Source organism: Arthrobacter sp. StoSoilB19, assembly GCF_019977275.1.
Classification (GTDB): Bacteria; Actinomycetota; Actinomycetes; order Actinomycetales; family Micrococcaceae; genus Arthrobacter.
On sequence record NZ_AP024650.1, the window covers coordinates 2,867,322 to 2,889,925 of the forward strand.

Below are 22,604 nucleotides of genomic sequence, written 5' to 3' on the forward strand. Positions count from 1 at the left end.
GGCGGTAAAGCTTAGTTCCTGTGAGTCTAGTTGCGCCCAGTCTATTTGCTGGAGCAGGCCGGGAGCGCGGATGTGTCCTGGCCGCTTCCGGCCAGTTCCACGGCATGCCGGGCTTCCGAGAGGTTTTCCACGCGGACCACCTGGAGGCCGTCGGGAACGTGGCCGGCCACTTCGTTGCAGTTGCCGGCGGGCGCCAGGAAAAGGGTGGCACCGGACGAACGCGCACCCCGCATCTTTTGCCCGATGCCGCCGATGGGTCCCACCTTGCCGTCAGGCGAGATGGTGCCGGTACCCGCGATATGTTTTCCGCCGGTGAGGTCCCCCGGCGTAACCGTATCGATGATGCCCAGCGAGAACATGAGCCCGGCACTGGGCCCGCCCACCTTGTCCAGGGAGATCTGGACCTGGAAGGGGAAGCTGAAGAGGTACTTCAACATGACACCGAGGATGAAACGGCCCTGGCCGTTGTCCTTGGGCGTGACCTGGACGGTGACGGGCTGGCCGGCGCGTTCCACCGTTACCGATACCGGGGCACCCTTGCCCGAGGCCAGCTCATCCTGGATCACACTGAGGGCGGTGATGTCCCTGCCGTTAATGGATTTGAGGATGTCCCCTTGCTGGATCCTGCCGGCGGACGCGGAATCCTTGGACAGGTCCGCGGCCTGGAGCTGTTGGCTGAAGGGAATCCCGAGTTCATTCAGGGCGGAGGCCACCGCGTTCTCCTGGGACGTGGCCATGGCCACCGCACTCTGTTCCTGGGCCTCTTCCTTCGTTGTGCCCGTGGGATAGATCAGCTCCACCGGGTACACGGCTTTGGAGTTGTCCAGCCATGCCGAGAATGCGTCGAGGATGCTGACCGGGCCATTGGGGCCGCCGTCAACGTACACGGTGGTCAGGTCGAGGCTCCCGGCAGCCGGATACGTTTCGCGGCCGCTGACGTTGATGACCGGATGTCCCTGGCTCTCCCCCAGCGTGTTGTAGGTGGGCCCGGGCGATTCAATGACATACGGCACCGGAAGCGTACCCACGGCAATTCCCAGCCCCAACGCCGCCAGCCCGGCAACCATCATGGTGGAAAGCCGCCTGCCCGTGCCGCCGCCGTCGGACGCGCCGGGGCCGCTGCGTTCAACTGCCTGGCCGCCACCGGCCCCGGAGCCTTCGGGCGGGCTGCCGGCACCAAACGGACCGGGCTTGGAGAAAGGGGGAAGATCGGGAACGTGGTCCTCTGAAGGGTGGCCGCCACGGGTTGTAGTCACCCCACCAACAGTACGCGGTGGTGGTGCGACGGGGCGCTTTGCCTAGAGCGAACGACGGCGGCGGGCGGCAGACAGCCGACCCCCACCGGGGTACCGTGAAGGTTGATCAACAGTCACACCATCGATCGGCGGGACCATGACCTCCAACCCACTCAATCCGTCCAACGGCGACGACACCCCCAAGGATCCGTTGACCGAAATGCTGCAGAACCTAATGGGCGGCAAGGGGATGGAAAACTTCGATCCCGCCGAGCTGGCCAAGGCGGCCGGCCTGCCGGACGACCCCAACCTGCTGGCCCAGATGTTCTCCCAGGTTCAGGCGATGATGAGCGCACCGTCCGAAGGGCCCGTCAACTGGACACTGGCCCACGACAATGCCCGGCGGGTTGCGGCCGGCAGCGCGGACCCGTCCGTCACAGCCCAGCAGTCCCGGGAGGTGGATGAAGCCCTCCGCCTCGCCGAGATGTGGCTGGACCCCGTCACCGACCTGCCCGCCACCGGTCTGATCGGCAAGGCATGGTCCCGCGCGGAATGGGTGGAGGCCACCCTGGGCACCTGGAAGCGGCTGACAGAACCCGTGGCCAACAGCATCGCCAATGCGCTCTCCTCCGCCATGACGGAGCAGATGCCCGAGGAAATGAAGTCCATGATGGGCGGCGCCTCCTCGATGCTGCAGAACATGGGCGGCGCCATCTTCGGTATGCAGCTGGGGCAGGCCATCGGCGCCCTGTCCAAGGACGTGGTGAGCTCCACCGACATCGGCGTCCCGCTGGCCGACCTTGAGATGGCACTCCTGCCGGCCAATGTCGCCGCGTTCGGCGAGGGCCTGTCCCTGCCCGGGAACGACATCCGGCTGTTCCTGGCCGTGCGGGAAGCCGCGCACGCCCGGCTGTTCGTACAGGTTCCCTGGCTGCGCGGACACCTGCTGGGCGCCATCGAGGCATACGCCCGCGGCATCCACATCGACACCTCACGCATCGAGGAACTCGCCCGCGACCTTGACCCCAGCAACCCGGAAGGCATCCAGGAGGCCTTGTCGCAGGGCGTGTTCATGCCACAGCGGACTCCCGCCCAGGAACAGGCACTGGAAAAGCTCGAGACCGCGCTGGCCCTTGTGGAGGGCTGGGTGGATGAACTGACCGCGGCCGCCACGGAGAAGGTCCTGCCGTCCGCCGGGGCACTGCGCGAAACAGTGCGGCGCCGGCGGGCAACGGGCGGTCCCGCCGAACACGCCTTCGCTTCACTGGTGGGACTCGAGCTGCGTCCGCGCAGGCTGCGGGACGCGGCCACCCTGTGGGCCACGTTGAAGGAGGAACGCGGGATCGAGGGCCGTGACGCCATCTGGCACCACCCCGACCTGCTGCCCACGGCCGAGGACCTGGATGATCCGAAGGGTTTCAGCTCCCGCCGCAAGCTTGCCGAGGCAAGCGACAGCGAGGTGGATGACGCGCTGCAGAAACTGCTGGACGGCGGTTTCGACGACACCTCCGGTGATCAGGGCGGCGCCGGGGACACCGGCAGCAAGGACGACGACGGCGGAACGGACCAGCCCAAGGGCTGAGACATTGCTGGCGGGCCAGGGCTTCCTGGCCCGCCAGACTTCTTTTCGCCGGATTTAATGCCCGCTATTGGACTACGTCAGCGTCAAGCGGGCCGACGTCAGGCTGGTCGGCATCTTTGTCCATTCCCCGCGACGTGGCGAAGGAAACACCCTCGAGGAAGGCCTTGGCCCGCTGGGTTTCGGGGTAGGCCTCCAGCAGCTGCCAGAAGGCAGCGTTGTGTGAGGCCACCAGAAGGTGGGCCAGCTCGTGGAGCAGCACGTAGTCGATGACCCACTGGGGCATGGGCCGCAGCTTGTCAGACAGGCGGATGGTCCCCTCGGCCGGCGTGGCCGAACCCCACCGGGAATTCTGGTTGCTGACCCAACGGACGGATGTGGGCACTGACCGGCCACCGAGGTATTGCGTGGACAGCGTGGCCGCATGGGCTGCGAGGGCCTCATCTGTGGCAGGACGCCGCCGCCCGGCTGCCGCCTGCCGCTGCCCCTGCGTGTGCAGTTTGGCCAGCATTTTGTGGACCCACTCGCGCTCCTGCGCCGCAGTGAAGCGGGCCGGAATGGCAACCACCGCCGTCCCGTCTTCCCAGAACGCCGCCACGGTTCGGGTGCGCCGGGCAGAGCGCCGCACCTCCACCGGAGAACCGTTCGAGGTGGTCAGCACTGACGCCTGCCGGGCACCGCCGCTGGCTCCGCGTTTCACAGGACCGAGCTTTCGACGAGGACCCGGAGGACGTCCTCCCCGTACTTTTCCAGCTTGGATGGGCCAACGCCGGCCAGGCCGGCAAGTTCCTCCAGCGACGCCGGCCTCGCCTCCGCGATGGCAGTGAGGGTGGCGTCGGTAAAGACGACGAAGGCCGGGACGTCCGCGGATTGGGCCACCTCGCGGCGCCAGTTGCGGAGCGCATCAAAGGTCTGCTCCTCGTAGCTGGGGGGACACGCGTTGCAGCGGCCAACCTTGCGTTCCGCTCCGGTGGCAAGCATGCTCCCGCAGACCCGGCACACGGCGGGGGCGGCAGCCTTGCGGCGCGGAAGCGCGCCCTTCCCCCGGGTGCTTGAGCTTGCCACCGAGTCCGGCCGCAGGCCGTCGAGGAACCGGGACGGCTTCCGGTTGGCCCGGCCGCCGGGGGTCCTCGCGGTGCTCCACGAGAGGGAAAGGTGTTCACGGGCGCGGGTGATGCCGACATAGAGGAGGCGGCGCTCCTCATCCACCGATTCCGGTGAATCGGCGAAGGAAATGGGCATCAGGCCTTCGCTGAGCCCCACCAGGAAGACGGCATCCCATTCCAGGCCCTTGGCCGCGTGGAGCGAGGCGAGCGTAACGCCCTGCACGGTGGGCGCGTGCTGGGCGAGGGAACGCTCCTGGAGTTCGTTGACGAAATCAGCCAGGCCAAACTGGGGGCCGCGGGACTGCACCAGTTCGTCGGCGAGCGCCACCAGTGCCGCGAGGGACTCCCAGCGTTCGCGCAGGGCACCCCCGCTGTGCGGTGCCGAGTCGGTGTAGCCGAGGGAGGAGACGATGTCCCGGACCAGTTGACCCAGGGGTTCCGGTGTGTCCGATTCGGAAACCGCCCGGGTGGCGGCACGCAGCTGGAGGATCGCGTCCCTTACCTCCTTGCGGGCGAAGAAGCGCTCGCCGCCACGCAGCTGGTAGCCGATGCCTGCCGCGGCCAGCGCCTGCTCGTAAGCCTCGGACTGGCCGTTGGTACGGAAAAGGATGGCCACCTCGCTGGCTGGAGTGCCGGCGTCGAGCAGTGCCTTGATCTTCTGCGCCACCGTGGCGGCTTCAGCTTCGTCGTCCGTGCACTCGGTGAACTGGGGCGCGGGCCCGGCGGGGCGCTGCGCCACGAGCTGGAGGGGCGATGCCCACGCGGCGTCGGCGGTGGGCCCGCCGCTGCGGCGGGCGGCCAGCAGGTCATTGGCCAGTTTCACCACCTGCGGGGTGGAGCGGTAGTCCCTGATGAGCTTGACCACGTTGGCCTGGGGGTATCGGGTCTTGAAGTCCAGGAGGTGCCGGGGCGATGCGCCGGTAAAGGAATAGATGGTCTGGCTTGCGTCACCCACCACGCAGAGTTCGTCACGGCCGCCGAGCCACAGGTCCAGGAGCCGCTGCTGCAGCGGGGAGACGTCCTGATATTCGTCCACCACAAAGTGCCGGTACTGTTCCCGGACCGTGGCGGCCACCTTCTCGTCCTCCTGCAGGATGCCCACCGTGATCAGCAGGACGTCCTCAAAGTCGATCACGTTGCGGTCCGTCTTGACGTCCTCGTAGGACTGGAAGACCCGGGCGACCGTGGTGAGGTCAAACCCGCCGGGCGCGCCCCTCCCTTGGGCGTTCTCCAGGTAATTGGCCGGTGTCAGCATGGACACTTTGGCCCATTCGATTTCCGAGGCAAGGTCGCGGATGGAGGCCCGGTCCGTGCTGAGCCTGAGCCGCCGGGCGGCCTCTGCCAGCATCTGGGCCTTGTGGTCCAGCAGGTTGGGCAGTGTTCCACCCACCGCCTGGGGCCAGAAGAACTGCAGCTGGCGCAGGGCAGCGGCGTGGAAGGTACGGGCCTGCACGTTGCCGGCGCCAAGGTCCCGCAGGCGGCTGCGCATCTCTGCCGCAGCCCGGGCCGTGAACGTTACGGCGAGCAGGCGCTGCGGAGTGTAAACCCCCGAGTGCACGCCGTAGGCGATGCGGTGGGTGATGGCACGGGTCTTTCCGGTGCCCGCGCCGGCCAGGACGCACAACGGGCCATTCAAGGTGCTGGCCACCTCACGCTGTTCGGCGTCCAGTCCGCCGAGGATCCGGTCCTCCAGCGAGGCTGCTCCGTCAAAATTCTCTGTAGTCACTTCTGCTGCTTTGTTTCTCGACTACCGCGTGCTGGAGTCTGGTGGATGGAATGACTTAGGCGCCAGTGAGGTCCTGGATCCGGCCGCCGTACCAGTGCTCAATAAGCGAGCGGGCAATGGAGAGCCTGGTGGAGATGGTGATCTCCCCGCTGAGCACCGCTTCCTGGAGTTCCTCCCGGCTGAACCAGCGGGCCCTGGTGACCTCCACGCCGTCGGGCGTTGCCTGGGCGTCCTCGGTGACGGCGGTGAATCCAAGCATAAGGGAGGCGGGGAACGGCCACGACTGGGAGCCGAGGTACTGGCAGGCGGTGACCCGCACGCCCACCTCCTCCTGGATCTCGCGCACCACGGCCTCTTCAAGGGATTCGCCAGGCTCAACGAACCCGGCGAGGGTGGAGTAGTTCCGGGCGTCCACGGGGCCGCCGCCGCCCAGGAGCAACCGGCCGTCCGGGCCGACGACAGTGACGATGATGGCGGGGTCCGTGCGGGGGAAGTGTTCGGAACTGTCCGCCGGGCACCGGCGCACCCAGCCGCCGGCCACCACTTCCGTGGGGGTGCCGCAGCGTGGGCAATGCGTGTGGGCAGCGTGCCAGTTTGCGATGGCGCTGGCTTCCACGAACAAGGCTGTGGAGGTGGCCGTCAAGCCTGCGGCGACGTCGCGGAATCCAGCCCACTCAGCATCCGCGGGGATACCGGCGGTCCCGGGTTCCGGGGGCTCAGGAAGGACGAACAGCAGCAGCTCGGTCCCGGCCGGAAGGTGTGAGGCAGGCAGCGCCGAGCCCAGGTACACCACGAGTTCCGGCGCGGCTCCTGCTGCTTTCAGCTGTGCCAGGAGTTCCCTGGCCCCGGTCAGCATCATGTCGCCGCCCTGCACCAGCCCCTGGCGCCTCGACAGGACCGCAGCCAGCGCATCCGGGCCGGACAGAAGATCATCGATCATGCCGGGCCTGGCGCGCGCGGCCGATCCGCGGTCCACCAAGGCCGGCCTTACGGGGAGCAGGGTATCCACCAGATGGTTCGCCGGCAGCCGTTCCGGCGCCGCCTGGTGGACGGGTATGACAGACTCCGCATGGCTCATGGTTCCACCGTACTGACTGCTTCCGACATTTCACATTTCGGGAGGCACCGCCCCGCCGCAGGGAAACCCCCTATTTGCAGCTATCTCAAGACTCGCCGCGGCCGGACCGCTGTCTGGGAGGGCGGGCAATCTACCGTGGAACGGTGAGAAGAAAACCGATTGAACTGGCGGCAATAGCAACCGCGGCAGTCCCCGGACTGACCCCGACGGCCGTTAGCTCCGCGCCGGATGACCCCGCGGACTTCGATTCGGCCCTGCTCCTCGATTCCGAAGGAAAGCGCTGGCGGGTCCGGTCGCCGCGCCACGCGGAAGCCAGCGCGCGGCTGGAAACGGAATTCCTGGTACTCCGGGCTTTTGCTCCCGCCGTGCGCGCCGAACTGCCGTTCCTGATGCCGACGGTGGCCGGCAGCGTCCGGCTGGGAACGCTGACCACCTTCGTTTACTCGCACCTGTCCGGCACCACACGCAGCGTCGAGGAGCTGACGTCGGGGCCTGCCGGCCTGGCCCGGGAGATCGGCTCCGCCTTGGCCGCGGTCCACGACCTGCCCCGCTCGCTGGTCAGCAACGCCGACCTGCCCAGCTACACCCCCAATGAGTTCCGCCAGCGGCGGCTGAACGAACTGGACCAGGCGGCCACCACCGGCAAGATCCCGGCCGCACTGCTGCGCCGCTGGGAACACGCCATGGAGGATGTGTCCCTGTGGCGGTTCAACCCCTGTGTGGTCCACGGCGACCTGCATGAGGACAACCTGCTGGTGGAGGCGGGCAGGGTGACCGCAGTAACGGGTTGGACCGACCTGCGCATCGGGGACCCGGCCGATGACTTCGCCTGGCTGGTGGCTTCCAATGAACAGGACTTCATTGACGCCGTGCTGAAGGCGTACACATCCAGCCGACGCGACGTGCCGGACCAGCACCTCCTGCGCCGGGCCGCCCTGTCCGCCGAATTCGCCCTGGCTCAGTACCTGGTCAAGGGCCTCGCCACCGGTGACCAGGACATGGTCACCGAGGCGGAAGACATGCTGGAGAGCCTGGCCAGCGACATCGCCGAGTACGGCGGCCAGCCGATCAGCGTGGAGCCGCTTCCGGTCAAGGACAGCCCGGACGCTGCAGGCGCATCCGTTCCCGCAGCCGCCACCGGATCCGGAACAGGCGCGGCTTCCGGGAGCGGCAGTTCCGCCGTCACTCCCGCCGTTACGGTGGTTCCGGTCCCCGCCGGGTCCACTACGCCAGCGGAGCCGGCAGTCTCCATCCAACCTGCAGTGCACGTTGCCCCCATCCCGGCGGAGCAGCCCACTGCAGCCGGTTCCGCGGAGGCCACGGGCGCCGAAACCCCCGGAACCAAGGGTCCGGACGATACATCCACCGCCGCCATCTCGGTCATTAACGTCAAACAGGGCTGAGCCTGGCCAGGCCTGGCCACGTGGCAGTCCCACTCAAGGCCGGCTAAGCGCAGCGGCAACGATTCCTTCCAGCTCGTCGGCCGACCCCAAATCGTGCGGCCGCACCACAGCGTTGTCAGCCACGTAGAAGAATGCAGCCCGCACGTCCTCCAGGGGAACATCCTTCAGGCGTGCCCACGCCAGCCGGTACACCGCCAACTGGATCGAACGGGTCTTCAGCTGCTCCGCGGACGGCCGGCGGCCGGTTTTCCAGTCCACCAGGTCCCAGCGGCCATCGGCGTCACGGAATACGGCGTCCACCCGGCCCCGCACCACAACCTCCCCAACCCTGGTTTCCACCGGGACCTCGACGAAGGCCGGGTTCCGCTCAGCCCAAGGGGAAGCCTTGAACGTAGCCACCATCTCATCCAAATCGTAGGCAGCATCGATATGGTCGTCCGAACCGGGCGCTTCGCCGAGGTCCAGCATTCCGGCCCTGCCAAAATATTCCTCCACCCAAGCATGGAAAGCGGTGCCCTTCCGGGCCGACATGCCCGGTTCCCGGGGCATCGGCCGGCGCAGGCGCCCCAGCACCGCCTCAGGGTCATCCCGGAGGTCAACCAGGGTGGAAGCAGAGATGTGGGTAGGCAGGTGCACATCCTGTCCACTGGATCTTCTGGCCCTGCGCTCCAGCAGCAACGCGGCTTCGCGTGCCCAGCCGGCCGCTGCTCCCGTCAGGCCGGGCTGCGGCACGGACCGCTCCGCGGGCACCAGCGCTCCCCCGCCGGTGGACAGGATGCCGAGCACCCGTTGGGCCGCCGACTCCATGGCCGTCCTTCGCCCGCGGGCCAACCGAAGGCGCTCACCGCTGCGTGGGTCCACGGGCCCTTCAAGGGGGTCGTACGGCCAGGTTGCTTCTTCTGTTTCCAGTGTCAACGGACTCTGCAGGGGCAGCGCTGCCTCCTCCAGCGACAGCGGGTGGACCACAGCCTCCCGACTTCCCGCGCCGTCAGCCGGTTGCGCCAGGACTTCCAGCTCCGCAAGGAATGGAGACATCTCCGCCCGCCCCGCCCGTGAGCCCACCCAGGCGGCACTGGACACCCACAGGACATGCTTGGCCCTGGTGTAGGCGACGTACGCCAGCCGCCGTTCCTCCGATTCGCCGTGGGCCTGCACCCCGGCCTTGTAGTCCTTCTCCGCGTCCAGCCAGCCTTTCTGGTCCGGTTGGTCGAGGTCCCACTGCGGAAGGTCGGCCCGGTCCCCGCGCAGCGGCCAGGGCAGCGCGGCGGAACCGCTGCTCCAGCGGGAGTCCCTGTCGCTGGGGAAGGCGCCGGCATTCATCCCGGGGACAAACACAACATCCCATTCCAGGCCCTTGGAAGCGTGGACCGTCAACAGCTGCACGGCCTCCCGGTTCACGTCACTGGCAGGCGCTTCCAACCCGTTTTCTTCCGCTGAAGCAGCCTCCAGCCAGGACAGGAAAGCGAGGATATCCACTCTCTGGGAGGTGCGCAGGAACCCGGCGGCGGCATCCTGGAACGCATCGAGGTTGCGGCGGGCCTGGTGGATGCTGATCCCCGGGCGCGCTGCCACTTCGATGTCCAGCAGCATGGCCCTCTCCACCTCGCCCAGGAGCGTGGTGAGGTCATCGCCGAGGTATCCGCGCAGTTGCCGCAACTCGGCAGACAGCCGGGCCAGCCTGCTGCGGGCCGCAGCGCTGAGGATGCGGCCATTCTGCGACGTCCACCCGTCACGCGGCAGGAAGTCCAGGGCCTCCACCAGGCTGGCGCCGTCGGTAAGGTCACCCTCGAGGACGGGGACGCCTGCTTCATCGCTGTCACCGTCCCGGGTGTCGGCGTCGAACTCCTGCGCAGCCCGCCCCCGCCTCCTTGCCAGCTGGCTCGACCAATCGCGCAGGGCCATGAGGTCGGCAGGACCTATCCGCCATCGGGCACCCGCGAGCAGCCGCATCAGGGCATCAGACCGCCCCGGATCGGCAAGCACGCGGAGGGTGGCCACCAGGTCAACAATCTCCGGGGTGTCCAGGAGTCCGCCAAGACCGACGATTTCGTAAGGGATCCCCCGGGCCTCGAACTGCCGCCGGACGGTTTCCATCTGGGCGCGCCTGCGGCACAGCACGGCTAGGGCCGGCGGCTCGGGCACACCGTCAGGTTTCAGTTCGAAGTCTGTCACCCGGTATTTCAGGACATCGTCAGCCAGGGCTGCAGCTTCCTCCACGTCGCTGGCGAAACGGCCCAGCACCACCGTTCCGTCCACGGCATGGGGGCTCGGCTGCAGCGGGGGCACGTCCGCAGCTGCTGCCCTGTCCCCGGCAGGTCCCTTGTGGGCCGCTGACCGGCCGAGGGATTGCGACATGACGTTTGCTGCGGCCAGGATCGACCGGCCGTTCCGCCAGGCCGTTGTGAGGTATGAGGTGGGGGCAGGCGCCCAGCCCGGTGCCTCGTCCGGTGCGTTGGTCCGGACGGGAAATTCGCGGACGAAGTGGAACAACTGGCCCGCGGAAGCGCCACGGAAACCATAGATTGACTGGTTGGGGTCCCCGACCGCTGTCACGGCGTGGCCGCCGCCGAACAGACGGGAAAACAGCACCAACTGCGCGTATGAGGTGTCCTGGAACTCGTCGAGCAGGACCACTTTGTACCGCTGGCGCTCCATCTGGGCAGCCAGCGGGACCTCCTGCGCCACCTTGGCGGCGAGGGCCACCAGGTCGCCGAAATCGAGTGCGCCGCGGGCCCGTTTGGCTGCGGCGTAGCGGCCCACCATGTCAGCGACGCTTGCCCTGGTCCGCAGCATTCCACCCAGGTCCAGTGCCGCCTTGGGCGGGTTCCTTTTCTTTCCGGCCACGTAGGGCAGTGAATCAAACTCCGAAAGGCGGGCCATGAGCCACGCTTCGACGTCCTCAGGCTCCTGAAGGTGTTCCGCGCATTCCCCCGCCAGCTGAATGACGGCCTTCACCAATGTGGACTTGGCGGCCCGGAAGTGGGCGTATTCGCCGTCGTAGGCCTCAACCACCTCACTGGCCAGCTGCCAGGCCTGCGCACCGCCCAGCAGAACCACGTCCCGCTCCACCCCGAGCCGCAGCCCGTAGTCGGAGACGATGCCGCTGGCGAACGAATGGTAGGTGGACACTTTGGGCTCAAGGGCGTCACTGCTGCCCAGGGCCTCCGGAAAGACGCCTTTCCCGGCCTCCTTCGCCGCAAGACGCTGCAGGGCCAGGAGCTTTGACCGGATCCGGCTGGCAAGTTCGCCGGCCGCCTTCCGGGTGAAGGTCACGCCCAGGACCTCCTCAGGGGTGACCCACCCGTTGGCCACGAGCCAGACCACCCGGTCGGCCATGGTGGCGGTTTTTCCCGATCCGGCTCCCGCGATGACCAGCCGCGGAGCAAGCGGCGAGGAGATGATCGCTGATTGCTCAGGCGTTGGGGTATTTCTTTCTCCGAGCAGCGCAGACAGTTCTTCGGGGCTGAAGCGCACCGCCGGAGCGGCTTCCGCGGCTGCCGGCACCCCGCTCATTCGGTCACCTGCCTTCCGCGCGCGCACAGGGGGCACACCTCAGGGAGCCGGCAGCCATGGCCGCCATGGCTGCCCTTGGCAGGGTCATGCCGTGCAACGAACTCCTTGCCGGCCATCACGGCGGCCGCCTCCTCCACCATGTCCAATGCCCAGTTCTCCTGCGGGTCGAGTGGTTCCTGCTGCTGGATGGCTGGATTGATGGCTCCAGTCCCCAGCTGTGCCAGCACGGCCCCGCCGGACCTGGGGCGGTCCCCGTCAGCGCCGGCATCGAAACCGCCCGCCAGTACTGCCGCCTGGTATGCGCCGAGCTGTGGGTGGCGGGACAGATCGTCCTTGCCTGGCTGCCGCTTCCCGGTCTTGAGGTCCACCACCACCAGCCGCCCTTCGGCGTCGATCTCCAAACGGTCCACCTGGCCGCGGAGCACCGCTTCACGCGGCGGAGCATCGTCCACTGCCACCTGGCCAAGGGCCACTTCAAAGTCCTTTTCCACGCCCAGCAGGCTGCGGTTTTCGCTCCTCATCGAAAGCACGTACTGCGCAAGCTTGCGCACCATGGCTTCAGCACGCTGGAAGTCCAGCTTTCCCTCCCAGTTGTCCTTCATGCCCAGCGCAGGCCAGCGCCGCACGAGTTCAGCAACGTACTCTGATCCGGACGCGTCCGGCATGTCCTGCGCGATCGCGTGCACCAGGGTGCCCAGGCTCCGGGCGAAGTCCGTTGCTGCTTCCCCGCCGGCTGCCTGGACGAACCAGTCCAACGGCGACTTTTGGACGGTCTCCACCTTTGAGGGGGAAACGGACACCGTCCCGCCGGGCGGGACCACCGCCTCCGAGGAGGTCAAAGGGGCAAGTCCCCACCAGCTGTCCGGGTGCGCTCCGGCCACGGCAGGGTCCTGCGCAGCGAGATGTGCCAGAACCCTCGCGGCTTCTGCTGCCTGGGCTGTCCCCTCCAGCTGGGCATGTTGCCGGAGCTCGGCGACCAGAGCACGCAGCGTCATGGGCCGTTCCACCTGGGTGAACGCCCGCCCCTCCTCCCCCGCGCCCAGGGGCGCAACGAAGTCCAGGAAGGATGACGGCTGGCAGTCCTCCGACGAGACTGCGGTACAAACCAGCAGCTCCCGTGCCCTGGACACCGCCATGGAGAAACTCCGGAGTTCGTCGTAGCGGATGTCCCGGAGGCGGCTCAAGGGGTCCCGCTGGAGGGCATACTCCGGACCATGTTCCACGGCATCCGCATACAGCGTGCTGCCGAGCAGTTCACCGCGGAGCCTTGTGTTGGGCCACACCCCCTCCTGCAGCCCCGCAACTATCACGACGGGCCATTCCCGCCCGGCGGCACTGGCGGGGGTCATCAACTCCACGGCATCATCCACCTGGGCGCGGGCGGCGAGGGTGTCCATGGGAAGCTCCTGGTTCAGGAGGTACTCCAGGAACTGTTCGGGGCCCGCGCCGGGCATCTGGTCCACGTAGCGCTCCGCTGTGTGGAACAGCGCCATCATGGCGTCCAGGTCGCGGTCAGCCCGGGCCCCGTGCGGGCCGCCCGACAAAGCGGTGGCCGTCCACACCGATGAGAGCCCCGTGGAGTTCCAGAGCGCCCACAGCACCGACTCGGCGTTGGCACCGGGCAGGTGGGCGGCTTCCCGCCCGGCCTGGATCATCCGGGCAGTCCGGCGGGCGGCGCGGCCCTCGATACCCAGTGCACCCAGCGCGCCGGGCTCAAGCAGTGCCTCGACCAGCAGCACATCGCTGGCGCGGCCCCCGCCGCCCAGGAGTTCCTCGCGCCGCAGCGATTGCCGGAGCCTGCGCAGTTCGATGGAGGTGGCACCACCGATGCGGGAGGTGAGAAGTGACACTGCGGCCTCGGGTGTCAGCAGCTTGGGATCCAACGCAATGGCGAAAGCATCCAGCAGGGGCCGGACAGCCACTTCGTCCCGGACCGCCGATTCGGCCACAGGCACTCGCACCGGAATGCCCTGCCCGGAGAGATAACGCTGCAACTCGCTGACCTGGCCGCCGTTGCGGACGATGACTGCAATATCCGCGAGATCGCGGTTGTGGTTGATGTGCTGGTCCAGGATCCGCTGTACAACATACCGGAGCTCATGCACCGGAGTGGGGACCAGATGGGCCTCGACGTTCCCGGGAACGGCAGGTCCGGGGCGCGCGGGGCCTTCGGCCTGTCCAGGCCACACCGGCGGTTCAAGGCGCCGTGCCAGCTGGCCGCCTGCGCGCTGCGAGATGCGGCCCGCGACGTTTTGCCACGCCTCGGCCAGGCGGGGCGCCAGGCCGTGGGCGTGCCACAACGGGCGCTCCAGGACAGGCGTCCGGGTTGACAGCAGCCGGGGCAGCTCCGCCACGAGGTCGGGACGGGCTCCCCGGAAACCCTGGACCACCGTGTCCGGGGACGATGTCACGTAGCAGTCCTTGCCGGCGGCGATATCTGCCAGCAGCTCAAAGATAGCGGGGTTTGCTTCCTGGATATCGTCCACCAGGACAACCTGCAGCCGGGCACGTTCCGCGGCGAGGAAATCCGGGGCGTCCTGAAAGATCTGCCGGGCGGCCGTGATGATCCCGGCGGGATCGAAGGCCTCGGGCATCCGCAGGTCAAGGACGTCGCGGTACTCGGCATACAGCGCAGCTGCGGCTTTCCAATCGGGCCGGTTGCACTCATCCGCCAACCGGACAAGGTCCCCGGCCGTGCGGCCGGATTCGATGATGCGGTCAAAGAGCTGCCGCACTTCCTGGCGGAAGCCGCGGGTTTCCAGTGCCCCCTCAAGATCGGCGGGCCAGGGCAGTTCAAGGCCGGGAAGCCTGTGGCCTTCGAGGAGTTCCCTGATGATGAGGTCCTGCTCCGGGCCGGACAGCAGCCGCGGCGGCCTGGAAAGCGGGATGACGCCCTCGGCCTTGGCACGGCGGATCAGGTCGAAGGCGTAGGAGGCCCACGTCCTGGCGGGGGTGGTGCTGAGGCTCCTGTCCAGCCGGGCGGTAAAACGGTCGCGCAGGAAATCGGCAGCAAGGCGGGTGGGCGCGAGAATCAGCATGCGCTCGGGGTCGACGCCGTCACGGAAGACCCGCTGGACGGCGGCCTCGACCAGGACGGTGGTCTTTCCCGTGCCCGGTGCGCCCGGGACCAGGACGGGCCCGGAACCCTGTGCCACGTCAACTGCGGCCTGCTGGTCCGGCGTGAGCCGGAGGGCTTCCACGTGCACCCGTCGCGGGGGCAGCAACCGGAGGGCAGGGACAGCAGGCAGGCCACTGCCGCTGTCCGGGGTCCCTGCGTCGGGAAAAGCCTGCTCCTGCCCCGTGTGGGGCTGGCCTGTCCCCGGCGCCTGCCGCTGCGGGTCCCAGGGGCCGGTCAAAGGAATTGTTACGGTCACAAAATCATTCCATCATCAGCCACCGACAATCTGTGGAGGCTGCGCTCCAGTTGCCCGGCAATTGCGTCGATACTGTCAAAATCACTCTCCGTGGGTGCCCAGCGGGCGGCCGCCAGGTCAACCCGCCACCGGCCCTCCCCGGTCCGGAGGTACGAACTGAAGTCGCCAAGGAGCGCGGTGCCCTCTTCAAGGTAAAGGAGGAGGGCCTCGGCCTCATGCCCCTCGGGCGCGTGGCCGCTGGCCTTCAGGACGCGCCACCAGGGAACGCCGCCGCCATGGTGGCTCATGACGGAACCGATCTGGCGCGGTCCGCCCGAACCCAGGAGCTCGGCCACATCCCCGTACGACACTGCGGACCCTGGCGGTACCAGCCTTACGACGGCAAGGACCGCTTGGACGTACTCATTCCGCATTGATCCAATCTAGCCGCAGTGGCGTTCCACGGATTTGTCAGTGGGTCCCTTTAGCGTTGAAGCATGAGTTCCTGGAACACCCTTCCCCGCGCAGCCTTCGACCTGGAAACCACCGGCCGCAATTCGCGGGCGGCAAGAATCGTCACCGCATCAATCACCGTGGTGGACCACCAAGGCCAGGTCATCAAGGAACACGAGTGGCTGGCTGATCCCGGCGTGGAAATCCCCACCGAGGCAAGTGACGTCCACGGCATCACCACCGAACAGGCCAGGCGGGACGGCCGCCCGGCGCACGAGGTCACCCGTGAAGTCGCCGCGGTGCTCCAGGAGCTCTTCGATTCCGCCATCCCGGTGATCGCGTTCAACGCGAGCTACGATTTCACGGTCCTTGCCGCTGAATCCGCCCGCTATGGGATTCCCCAGCTCAGCCGCTTCCCGGTCCTTGACCCCTACATCATGAACAAGCAGGTTGACCGGTTCCGCAAGGGCAAGCGCACGCTCACCGCATTGTGCGAGGAGTACGGCGTGGTCCTGGACAATGCCCACACTTCGGCCGCGGATGCGCTTGCCACCCTGCGGGTCCTCGATGCGATGGCGGGCAAGTTCCCCAAGCTGGTGATGCCGGCAAGCCAGCTGCACCAACTGCAGGTGGACTGGGCGGTCAGCCAGGCGGCGGACTTCCAGGGGTACCTCCGAAAGACAAAGCCGGCCGCCGTGATCGAGGGTGACTGGCCGGTGCTGCCGCCGCAGGATGCAACGGCAGGTGGCTTCTAGGCGCAGCCGCGCCACTCCAAACTGGGAGGCATGTCACAGTCATGCTGCTTCACAAACCGCGGAGTCCCTGCACCTGCATCCTTCACCGGAAGAGGGTAACCGCGCGCAAGCTGCTCCAACTTCCTCATAAAGGGCAGAATTTCATTTGGCAGAACCGAGATTGGGCTCGCGCTTCTTCGGCAAGGACCCTCACTTCACGCAAGTGAGACAATAAAGTTTTGCGGTCACCCCTGCCCCGGACGGCTCGACCAGCACCGGGCAGGTGCCAGGCGCCACAGCGCTGCCTTGCGGCCCGGTCGACTTATGACTCATATGAAAGTGACAACCTGATGAAAATCAAAGCGATGAAGTGGCTCACTACCGCTCCCGTTGCACTTGCCCTCGCGGTTTCCCTCGCAGCCTGCGGCGGCGGGTCTTCCCAGCCCAGCGGCACCCCCACCGATGCCCTCGCCGGCAGCGACCAGCAGACGCTGGACAAGTACACCACCGCCAACGTCACCCCGGTGGACAAGATCGACAAGACCAAGCTGGGCCTCATCACCGAGGGCACCCTGCGCGTGGGAACCCTCTCGGACGCCCCGCCCAACATCTTCATCGACCCTTCGGGCAAGTTCACCGGCTACGACAACGAGCTGCTGCGCGCCATTGCCGACAAGCTGGGCCTCAAGGTTGAGTTCGCCTCCACCGACTTCTCGGCCCTGCTGTCCCAGGTGGCCAACAAGCAGTTCGACGTCGGATCCTCCTCGATCTCCACCACCGACGCCCGCCGCAAGACCGTTGGCTTCACCAACGGCTACGACTTCGGCTACATGGCTGTGGTGACCAAGAACGGCTCCAAGGTCAACGGCTTCGCCGACCTCAAGGAAGGCGTCCGGATCGGCGTCGTCCAGGGCACCGTCCAGGACGACTACGTCACCAACACCCTCAAGCTGGAGCCTGTCCGTTTCCCGGACTACAACACCGTGTACGGCAACGTGAAGAACGGCCAGATCGACGCCTGGGTGGCACCCTCCCAGCAGGCAACCGGCCAGGTCAAGGAAGGCGACAACACCAAGATCGCCGAGAAGGTTGTGAACACCCAGAACTTCACCGCCTACGCCGTCAACAAGGACAACCAGCCCCTGATCGACGCCCTGAACTCCGGCCTGGACGCGGTCATCGCGGACGGTACCTGGGCCAAGCTGACGTCCGAGTGGTACAAGGACCGCCCCACCGCCGCTGAACAGACCCCGCAGGGCTGGAAGCCGGGCAGCAAGGCCGTCCAGATCCCGGCCGCCAAGTAACCAGGGCGTTCCATGGATATCCTCAAGCAACTCGCTGACACCTTCCTTGACTGGAAGGCGATGGGCGAAGTCATCCCCAAGATGTTCGCCGTCGGCCTGCCGAATACCCTCGTGCTGGCCATCATCTCGGGCATCATCGGGACAGCCCTGGGGATGCTGCTCGCCCTGATGGGGATCTCCCGGAACGCAGCAGCGCGCTGGGTCGCGCGGATCTACACGGACATCCTGCGCGGCCTCCCGCCGGTCCTGACCATCCTGGTCATCGGCTTCGGGTTCGGGCCGATCGTCCGCGAATTCACGGGTTCCACGAGCCCCTACCCGATGGCTGTCGCGGCGCTTTCGCTGATGTCCGGCGCCTACATCGGCGAGATCTTCCGCTCCGGCATCCAGAGCGTCGACAAGGGACAACTCGAGGCTTCCCGCGCCCTGGGGTTCGGCTACGGTGCGTCCATGCGCCTTGTAGTGGTGCCCCAGGGCATCCGGCGGGTGCTTCCGGCCCTGGTCAACCAGTTCATTGCGCTGATCAAGGAATCATCCCTTGTCTTCCTCCTGGGACTGCTGGCAAGTGAGCGCGAGATCTTCCAAATCGGCAAGGATGCGGCGGCCACCACCGGCAACCTGTCGCCCTACGTGGCGGCAGCCGTCTTCTACCTGGCGCTGACCATCCCGCTGACCCACTTCGTGAACTGGATCGATGCCCGGCTGCGCACCGGCAGGCCCGAAAAGAAAGAACCGGACGAGGCCGCAGCGGTCGTTGGAAAGGGAGCCCAGGCATGAGCGAATTTGCGTCGGGAACACTGAGCGCCAAGAACATCCACCTTTCCTTCGGCAGCAACCACGTCCTGCGGGGCATCGACCTGCACGTTCCCCAGGGCACCACGGCGTCCGTCATTGGACCGTCGGGTTCGGGCAAGTCCACGCTGTTGCGCGTCATGAACCGCCTGATCGAACCGGATCAGGGGGACATCCTGCTGGACGGGCGGTCAGTCCTGAAGGACAACCCGGACGAGCTGCGGCGCCGGATCGGCATGGTATTCCAGCAGTTCAACCTGTTCCCGCACAAGACGGTGGAGGAAAACGTTTCACTGGCCCTGCGGAAGCTGCGCAAGCTCTCCAAGGAGGAGGCGCGCAGTGAGGCACTGGAGCAGCTGGACCTGGTGGGCCTGAGGCATAAGGCCGATTCCCGCCCGGCCAACCTCTCCGGAGGCCAGCAGCAGCGCGTGGCCATCGCCCGTGCGCTGGCCATGAAGCCGGAGGTCATGTTCTTCGACGAGGCAACCTCTGCCCTGGACCCGGAGCTGGTCAAGGGCGTGCTGTCGCTGATGGCGGACCTCGCCAAGGGCGGCATGACCATGGTGGTGGTAACCCACGAAATGGGCTTCTCCCGCAACGTGTCCGACGCCGTGACGTTCATGGACGCCGGTGTTGTGGTGGAGTCCGGTCCGCCGGAGCAGCTCTTCACCGACCCGAAGACGGACCGGCTCAAGGGCTTCCTCTCGGACGTCCTCTAGGGCCGAAGGCACGCACAGACAGAAAATCCCCGCTTCCCGGACTTTCCCCTCGCATGCAGTGGGATTTGTCCGGAAGGCGGGGATTTTTCGTCCCGGCGGCAGGTTCACGACGCCGGGACGCACCTTTTCGCTGTTCCTACCCCTGGGCGGCGGCTGCGGCCCTGGCTGCCGCGGGAAGGGCGTCGTAGATCCGGTTCATGGCATCATCGTCGTGCGCGGCGGAGAGGAACCAGGCCTCGAAGACCGACGGCGGCAGGTACACGCCGGACTCCAGCATGGAGTGGAAGAACGGCGCGTAGCGGAACGCCTCCTGGGCCTGGGCGTCGGCGTAGTTGTGGACGCCGTGGGCCGAGGTTCCGAAGGCCACCGAGAACAGGTTGCCGGCGAACTGGATGGAGTGGTCCACCCCCGCGGCATCCAGGGCGTTGGACAGCGCGGAGGACAGTTCGAGGGACCGGACGTCGATGAAGGAATAAACGTCCCGCGTGGCGTGCGTCAGGGTTGCCACACCTGCCGCCATGGCCACCGGGTTCCCGGAAAGCGTTCCGGCCTGGTAGACCGGGCCGGTGGGGGCCAGGTAGTCCATGACGTCGGCACGTCCGCCCAGTGCCGCCGTCGGCATTCCGCCGCCAATGACCTTGCCGAAGGTGAGCAGGTCCGGAGTCCAGGGGTCCTCGGCATCCGGCGCGCCTCCGGTGAGGCCCCAGTAGCCGGAGTAGCCGGTGCGGAAACCGGTCAGGACCTCGTCGACGATGAGCAGCGCGCCATGCTCGCGGGTGATCCGGGAAAGCCCTGCATTGAACCCTTCGGCGGGGGTGACCACACCCATGTTGGCGGGCGCCGCTTCGGTGATGACGGCCGCGATATTGGATCCGTGCGTGGCGAAGGCTTCCTTGACGGCCTGGAGGTCGTTGTAGGGCAGCACCAGGGTTTCGGCGGCGGTGGCTTCCGTGACGCCGGCGGAACCGGGCAGGGCGAGGGTTGCCACGCCGGAGCCTGCAGCGGCCAGGAGTCCATCGAGGTGGCCGTGGTAGCAGCCGGCGAACTTGATGATGAGGTTGCGGCCGGTGAACCCGCGGGCCAGCCGGACCGCCGTCATGGTGGCTTCGGTGCCGGTGGAGACCATGCGGAGGCGCTCGACGGCGGGGACGCGCTCCTTCACGATTTCGGCCAGGTTCGCTTCGTCCGGGGTGGAAGCGCCGAAGGAGAGGCCGCGGTCGACGGCGGCGTGGACGGCATCCAGCACGGCCGGGTGGGCGTGCCCCAGCAGCGCCGGGCCCCAGGAGCAGACCAGGTCCACGTATTCCTTGCCGTCGGCGTCGGTCAGGTAGGGCCCCTTGGCGGAGACCATGAAGCGCGGCGTCCCGCCGACGGAGCCGAAGGCCCGGACCGGCGAATTGACTCCGCCCGGCATCAGCTGGCGGGCGCGGTCGAAGAGTGCCTCGTTGCGAGGATTGCTGGAAGTCATGGTTTCTATTCTCTCAGTTAGCCGGAAGCGCAGTCAGCCGGCGAGCAGCTCTGCCACCCGGGGCGCCACCGCGGTGCCCATCAGTTCGATTGAACGCATCATGGCCGCGTGCGGCAGCGGTCCGTTGCTGTATTTCAAGTCGAAGCGGTCCACACCCAGGTTCCGCTTCAGCCGGACGATTTTTTGGGCCACCGTTTCCGGCGATCCGACGTAGAGGGCGCCTTCCGCGGAGCACAGGGCATCGAACTCTCCCCGGCCGGCCGGTCCCCATCCGCGTTCGGCGCCGAGCTTGTTGCGCAGCTTCAGCCAGTGCGGGAACAGTTCTTCCCGGGCCTGCTCATCGGTGTCGGCCACGTGCCCGGGCGAGTGCGTGGCCATCTGCTGCATGGGGTGCCCGTACTTGGCCATCGCCTCCCGGTAGAGGTCGGCAAGCGGCCGGAAGCCGCGCGGCTGGCCGCCGATGATGGCAAAGATGATGGGATAGCCGTACTGGGCGCAGCGCAGCACCGATTCTGGTGTTCCGCCCACCCCGATCCACGTGGGCAGCAGGTGGTGCTCCAGGGGCGGATAGACGCTCAGGCCGTGCAGCGCGGGCCGGGTGCGGCCTTCCCAGTGCACGGGCTTTTGCGCGCGGACCTTGTCGAACAACTCGAGTTTCTCTTCGAACAGGACCTCATAGTCGGCCAGGTCCAGGCCGAACAGGGGGAAGGATTCGATGAAGGATCCGCGCCCCAGCATCACTTCGGCGCGGCCGTTCGAAATGGCGTCCACAGTGGAAAAGCGCTGGAAGACACGGATGGGGTCATCCGAGCTCAGGACTGTTACGGCGGAGCCCAGCCGGATGCGGGTTGTGCGGGCGGCAGCGGCGGCCAGGAAGACTTCCGGCGCTGACACCGCGTAGTCCTTGCGGTGGTGCTCACCCACGCCAAAGGCATGGAGCCCGACGGCGTCGGCAAGTTCCGCCTGTTCCAGCAGTTGGCGCAGGACCTGGGCGTGCGGCTGCTGGCTGCCGTCCGGAGCCTCGCCAACGTCACCGAAGGTGTTCAGGCCGAGGAGGATGCGGTCCTCCCCCACCGGCGCGGTGGGTTCCGCGGCCTGCCCGGCTGTCACCGGGCTTCCTTCAGCCAGCCGGCCAGTTCGGCGGCCCAGTACGTGAGGACCATGTGGGCCCCGGCCCGCCGGATGCCCAGGACGGACTCGGTGATGGCTGCGCGGCGGTCGATCCAGCCGTTGGCGGCGGCGGCCTCGATCATGGCGTATTCACCGGAAATCTGGTAGGCGGACACCGGGACGGGACTCATCGCGGCAACGTCGGCCACGATGTCCAGGTAGCTCATGGCCGGTTTGACCATGATGATGTCCGCGCCCTCGGCGAGGTCCAGTTCAACCTCGCGGAGGGCTTCGGTGCGGTTGCCGGCATCCATTTGGTAGGTCCGCCGGTCGCCCTTGAGCTGTGAGTCCACCGCTTCGCGGAACGGCCCGTAGAACGCCGAGGCGTACTTGGCGGCGTAGGCGATGACGGAGGCGTTGGCATATCCGGCTTGATCCAGGGCCGACCGGATGGCGGCGATCTGGCCGTCCATCATGCCGGAGGGGCCCAGCATGTGCGCGCCGGCCTCCGCCTGTGCAACGGCCATCCTGGCGTAGATCTCCACGGTGCGGTCGTTGTCCACGTACCCGTCGGCGTCGAGGACTCCGCAGTGGCCGTGGTCGGTGAATTCGTCCAGGCACACATCGCTCATGACCACCAGGTCATCGCCCACTTCGGCGCGGACGTCCCGGATGGCCTTGTTCAGCACTCCCTCCGGGTCGAGTGATGCCGAGCCTTCGGCGTCACGGGTTTCCGGGATGCCGAAGAGCATGATGCCGCCCAGGCCGAGCTCAACGGCCTCCGCCGCGGCCCGCTTGAGCGTGTCGGTGGTGTGCTGGACCACCCCCGGCATGGAAGTGATGGGGTTGGGTTCGGTCAGTCCCTCGCGGATGAAGGCCGGAAGGATGAGTTCCGCCGGCGAGAGGCGGGTTTCGGCGGTCAGCCGGCGCATGGCGGGGGTGGTGCGCAGGCGGCGGGGGCGTTGGTTGGGGAAAGTCATGGGTCCTGTCCTTCGCGTTGTTCTTGAAGCTTGAGGGGGCATACCGGGGCG

At 67.3% G+C, this 22,604-nt stretch carries 16 protein-coding genes; 6 read left to right on the forward strand and 10 right to left on the reverse strand.

What is annotated here, in order from left to right:
* Positions 1 to 41: 41 nt before the first annotated feature.
* On the reverse strand, positions 42 to 1,070 hold the full coding sequence (locus LDO86_RS13150; RefSeq protein ID WP_051081327.1) for a S16 family serine protease: 1,029 nt from the start codon (positions 1,068 to 1,070) through the stop codon (positions 42 to 44).
* A 322-nt stretch (positions 1,071 to 1,392) separates the two neighbouring features.
* Between LDO86_RS13150 and LDO86_RS13155 the strand changes: the two genes are divergently transcribed.
* Complete coding sequence (locus tag LDO86_RS13155; protein WP_018768548.1) at positions 1,393 to 2,817, forward strand: zinc-dependent metalloprotease; 1,425 nt, start codon at positions 1,393 to 1,395, stop codon at positions 2,815 to 2,817.
* Positions 2,818 to 2,881: 64 nt separating this feature from the next.
* On the opposite strand, the gene LDO86_RS20270 is transcribed toward LDO86_RS13155, so the two are convergent.
* Genes LDO86_RS20270 through nudC form a run of 3 tightly spaced genes read right to left on the reverse strand, consistent with a single transcriptional unit; the run spans position 2,882 to position 6,724 of the window.
* The gene (locus tag LDO86_RS20270; RefSeq protein ID WP_018768549.1) at positions 2,882 to 3,514 is read right to left on the reverse strand and encodes a M48 family metallopeptidase; all 633 of its coding nucleotides are present in this window, start codon (positions 3,512 to 3,514) and stop codon (positions 2,882 to 2,884) included.
* A complete protein-coding gene (locus tag LDO86_RS13165; protein WP_018768550.1) occupies positions 3,511 to 5,646 on the reverse strand; it encodes an ATP-dependent DNA helicase UvrD2 in 2,136 nt (711 codons plus the stop codon). The genes LDO86_RS20270 and LDO86_RS13165 overlap by 4 nt, the downstream gene beginning before the upstream one ends.
* 55 nt (positions 5,647 to 5,701) lie before the next feature.
* Positions 5,702 to 6,724: an NAD(+) diphosphatase gene (nudC, locus tag LDO86_RS13170; RefSeq protein WP_018768551.1), complete on the reverse strand. Its 1,023-nt coding sequence runs from the start codon at positions 6,722 to 6,724 to the stop codon at positions 5,702 to 5,704.
* A gap of 143 nt (positions 6,725 to 6,867) precedes the next feature.
* Here nudC and LDO86_RS13175 point away from each other — a divergent pair, with 143 nt between their 5' ends.
* Entirely contained in the window at positions 6,868 to 8,127 is a 1,260-nt protein-coding gene (locus LDO86_RS13175; protein WP_018768552.1) for a macrolide 2'-phosphotransferase, read from the forward strand.
* A 33-nt stretch (positions 8,128 to 8,160) separates the two neighbouring features.
* Here the strand turns inward: LDO86_RS13175 and LDO86_RS13180 are convergent, their stop codons facing one another.
* From LDO86_RS13180 to LDO86_RS13190, 3 genes are all read right to left on the reverse strand, one after another.
* A complete protein-coding gene (locus LDO86_RS13180; RefSeq protein ID WP_018768553.1) occupies positions 8,161 to 11,640 on the reverse strand; it encodes an ATP-dependent DNA helicase in 3,480 nt (1,159 codons plus the stop codon).
* A complete protein-coding gene (locus LDO86_RS13185; RefSeq protein ID WP_224084485.1) occupies positions 11,637 to 14,888 on the reverse strand; it encodes an ATP-dependent DNA helicase in 3,252 nt (1,083 codons plus the stop codon). The genes LDO86_RS13180 and LDO86_RS13185 overlap by 4 nt, the downstream gene beginning before the upstream one ends.
* 122 nt (positions 14,889 to 15,010) lie before the next feature.
* Positions 15,011 to 15,427 (reverse strand): MGMT family protein, encoded by a 417-nt coding sequence (locus tag LDO86_RS13190; RefSeq protein WP_018768555.1) that lies wholly within the window; start codon positions 15,425 to 15,427, stop codon positions 15,011 to 15,013.
* 63 nt (positions 15,428 to 15,490) lie between these two features.
* Here LDO86_RS13190 and LDO86_RS13195 point away from each other — a divergent pair, with 63 nt between their 5' ends.
* The 4 genes from LDO86_RS13195 to LDO86_RS13210 all read left to right on the forward strand — a co-directional run bounded on the left by LDO86_RS13195 (position 15,491) and on the right by LDO86_RS13210 (position 18,995).
* Complete coding sequence (locus LDO86_RS13195; protein ID WP_018768556.1) at positions 15,491 to 16,201, forward strand: 3'-5' exonuclease; 711 nt, start codon at positions 15,491 to 15,493, stop codon at positions 16,199 to 16,201.
* Between the two features lie 329 nt (positions 16,202 to 16,530).
* Entirely contained in the window at positions 16,531 to 17,484 is a 954-nt protein-coding gene (locus LDO86_RS13200) for an ABC transporter substrate-binding protein (protein ID WP_018768557.1), read from the forward strand.
* 12 nt (positions 17,485 to 17,496) lie between these two features.
* Positions 17,497 to 18,261, forward strand: coding sequence for an amino acid ABC transporter permease (locus LDO86_RS13205; protein ID WP_018768558.1), 765 nt, complete (start codon positions 17,497 to 17,499; stop codon positions 18,259 to 18,261).
* A complete protein-coding gene (locus LDO86_RS13210) occupies positions 18,258 to 18,995 on the forward strand; it encodes an amino acid ABC transporter ATP-binding protein (RefSeq protein ID WP_018768559.1) in 738 nt (245 codons plus the stop codon). Before LDO86_RS13205 ends, LDO86_RS13210 begins: the two co-directional genes overlap by 4 nt.
* A 136-nt stretch (positions 18,996 to 19,131) precedes the next feature.
* On the opposite strand, the gene hemL is transcribed toward LDO86_RS13210, so the two are convergent.
* Genes hemL through hemB form a run of 3 tightly spaced genes read right to left on the reverse strand, consistent with a single transcriptional unit; the run spans position 19,132 to position 22,553 of the window.
* Positions 19,132 to 20,463: a glutamate-1-semialdehyde 2,1-aminomutase gene (gene hemL, locus LDO86_RS13215; RefSeq protein WP_018768560.1), complete on the reverse strand. Its 1,332-nt coding sequence runs from the start codon at positions 20,461 to 20,463 to the stop codon at positions 19,132 to 19,134.
* Positions 20,464 to 20,496: 33 nt separating this feature from the next.
* Positions 20,497 to 21,573 carry an LLM class flavin-dependent oxidoreductase gene (locus LDO86_RS13220; protein ID WP_018768561.1) on the reverse strand — a complete coding sequence of 359 codons (1,077 nt, stop codon included), beginning with the start codon at positions 21,571 to 21,573 and terminating at the stop codon, positions 20,497 to 20,499.
* Positions 21,570 to 22,553 carry a porphobilinogen synthase gene (hemB, locus tag LDO86_RS13225; protein ID WP_224084004.1) on the reverse strand — a complete coding sequence of 328 codons (984 nt, stop codon included), beginning with the start codon at positions 22,551 to 22,553 and terminating at the stop codon, positions 21,570 to 21,572. The genes LDO86_RS13220 and hemB overlap by 4 nt, the downstream gene beginning before the upstream one ends.
* Positions 22,554 to 22,604: the final 51 nt, after the last annotated feature.

What these genes read in the sequence shown, in the direction of transcription:
- LDO86_RS13150 (WP_051081327.1), bottom strand. Translation starts at nt 1,070, where the DNA reads ATGATGGTTGCCGGGCTGGCGGCGTTGGGGCTGGGAATTGCCGTGGGT.
- LDO86_RS13190 (WP_018768555.1), bottom strand. Translation starts at nt 15,427, where the DNA reads ATGCGGAATGAGTACGTCCAAGCGGTCCTTGCCGTCGTAAGGCTGGTA.
- nudC (WP_018768551.1), bottom strand. Translation starts at nt 6,724, where the DNA reads ATGAGCCATGCGGAGTCTGTCATACCCGTCCACCAGGCGGCGCCGGAA.
- hemL (WP_018768560.1), bottom strand. Translation starts at nt 20,463, where the DNA reads ATGACTTCCAGCAATCCTCGCAACGAGGCACTCTTCGACCGCGCCCGC.
- LDO86_RS13155 (WP_018768548.1), top strand. Translation starts at nt 1,393, where the DNA reads ATGACCTCCAACCCACTCAATCCGTCCAACGGCGACGACACCCCCAAG.
- hemB (WP_224084004.1), bottom strand. Translation starts at nt 22,553, where the DNA reads ATGACTTTCCCCAACCAACGCCCCCGCCGCCTGCGCACCACCCCCGCC.
- LDO86_RS13210 (WP_018768559.1), top strand. Translation starts at nt 18,258, where the DNA reads ATGAGCGAATTTGCGTCGGGAACACTGAGCGCCAAGAACATCCACCTT.
- LDO86_RS13195 (WP_018768556.1), top strand. Translation starts at nt 15,491, where the DNA reads ATGAGTTCCTGGAACACCCTTCCCCGCGCAGCCTTCGACCTGGAAACC.
- LDO86_RS13180 (WP_018768553.1), bottom strand. Translation starts at nt 11,640, where the DNA reads ATGAGCGGGGTGCCGGCAGCCGCGGAAGCCGCTCCGGCGGTGCGCTTC.
- LDO86_RS13205 (WP_018768558.1), top strand. Translation starts at nt 17,497, where the DNA reads ATGGATATCCTCAAGCAACTCGCTGACACCTTCCTTGACTGGAAGGCG.
- LDO86_RS13200 (WP_018768557.1), top strand. Translation starts at nt 16,531, where the DNA reads ATGAAAATCAAAGCGATGAAGTGGCTCACTACCGCTCCCGTTGCACTT.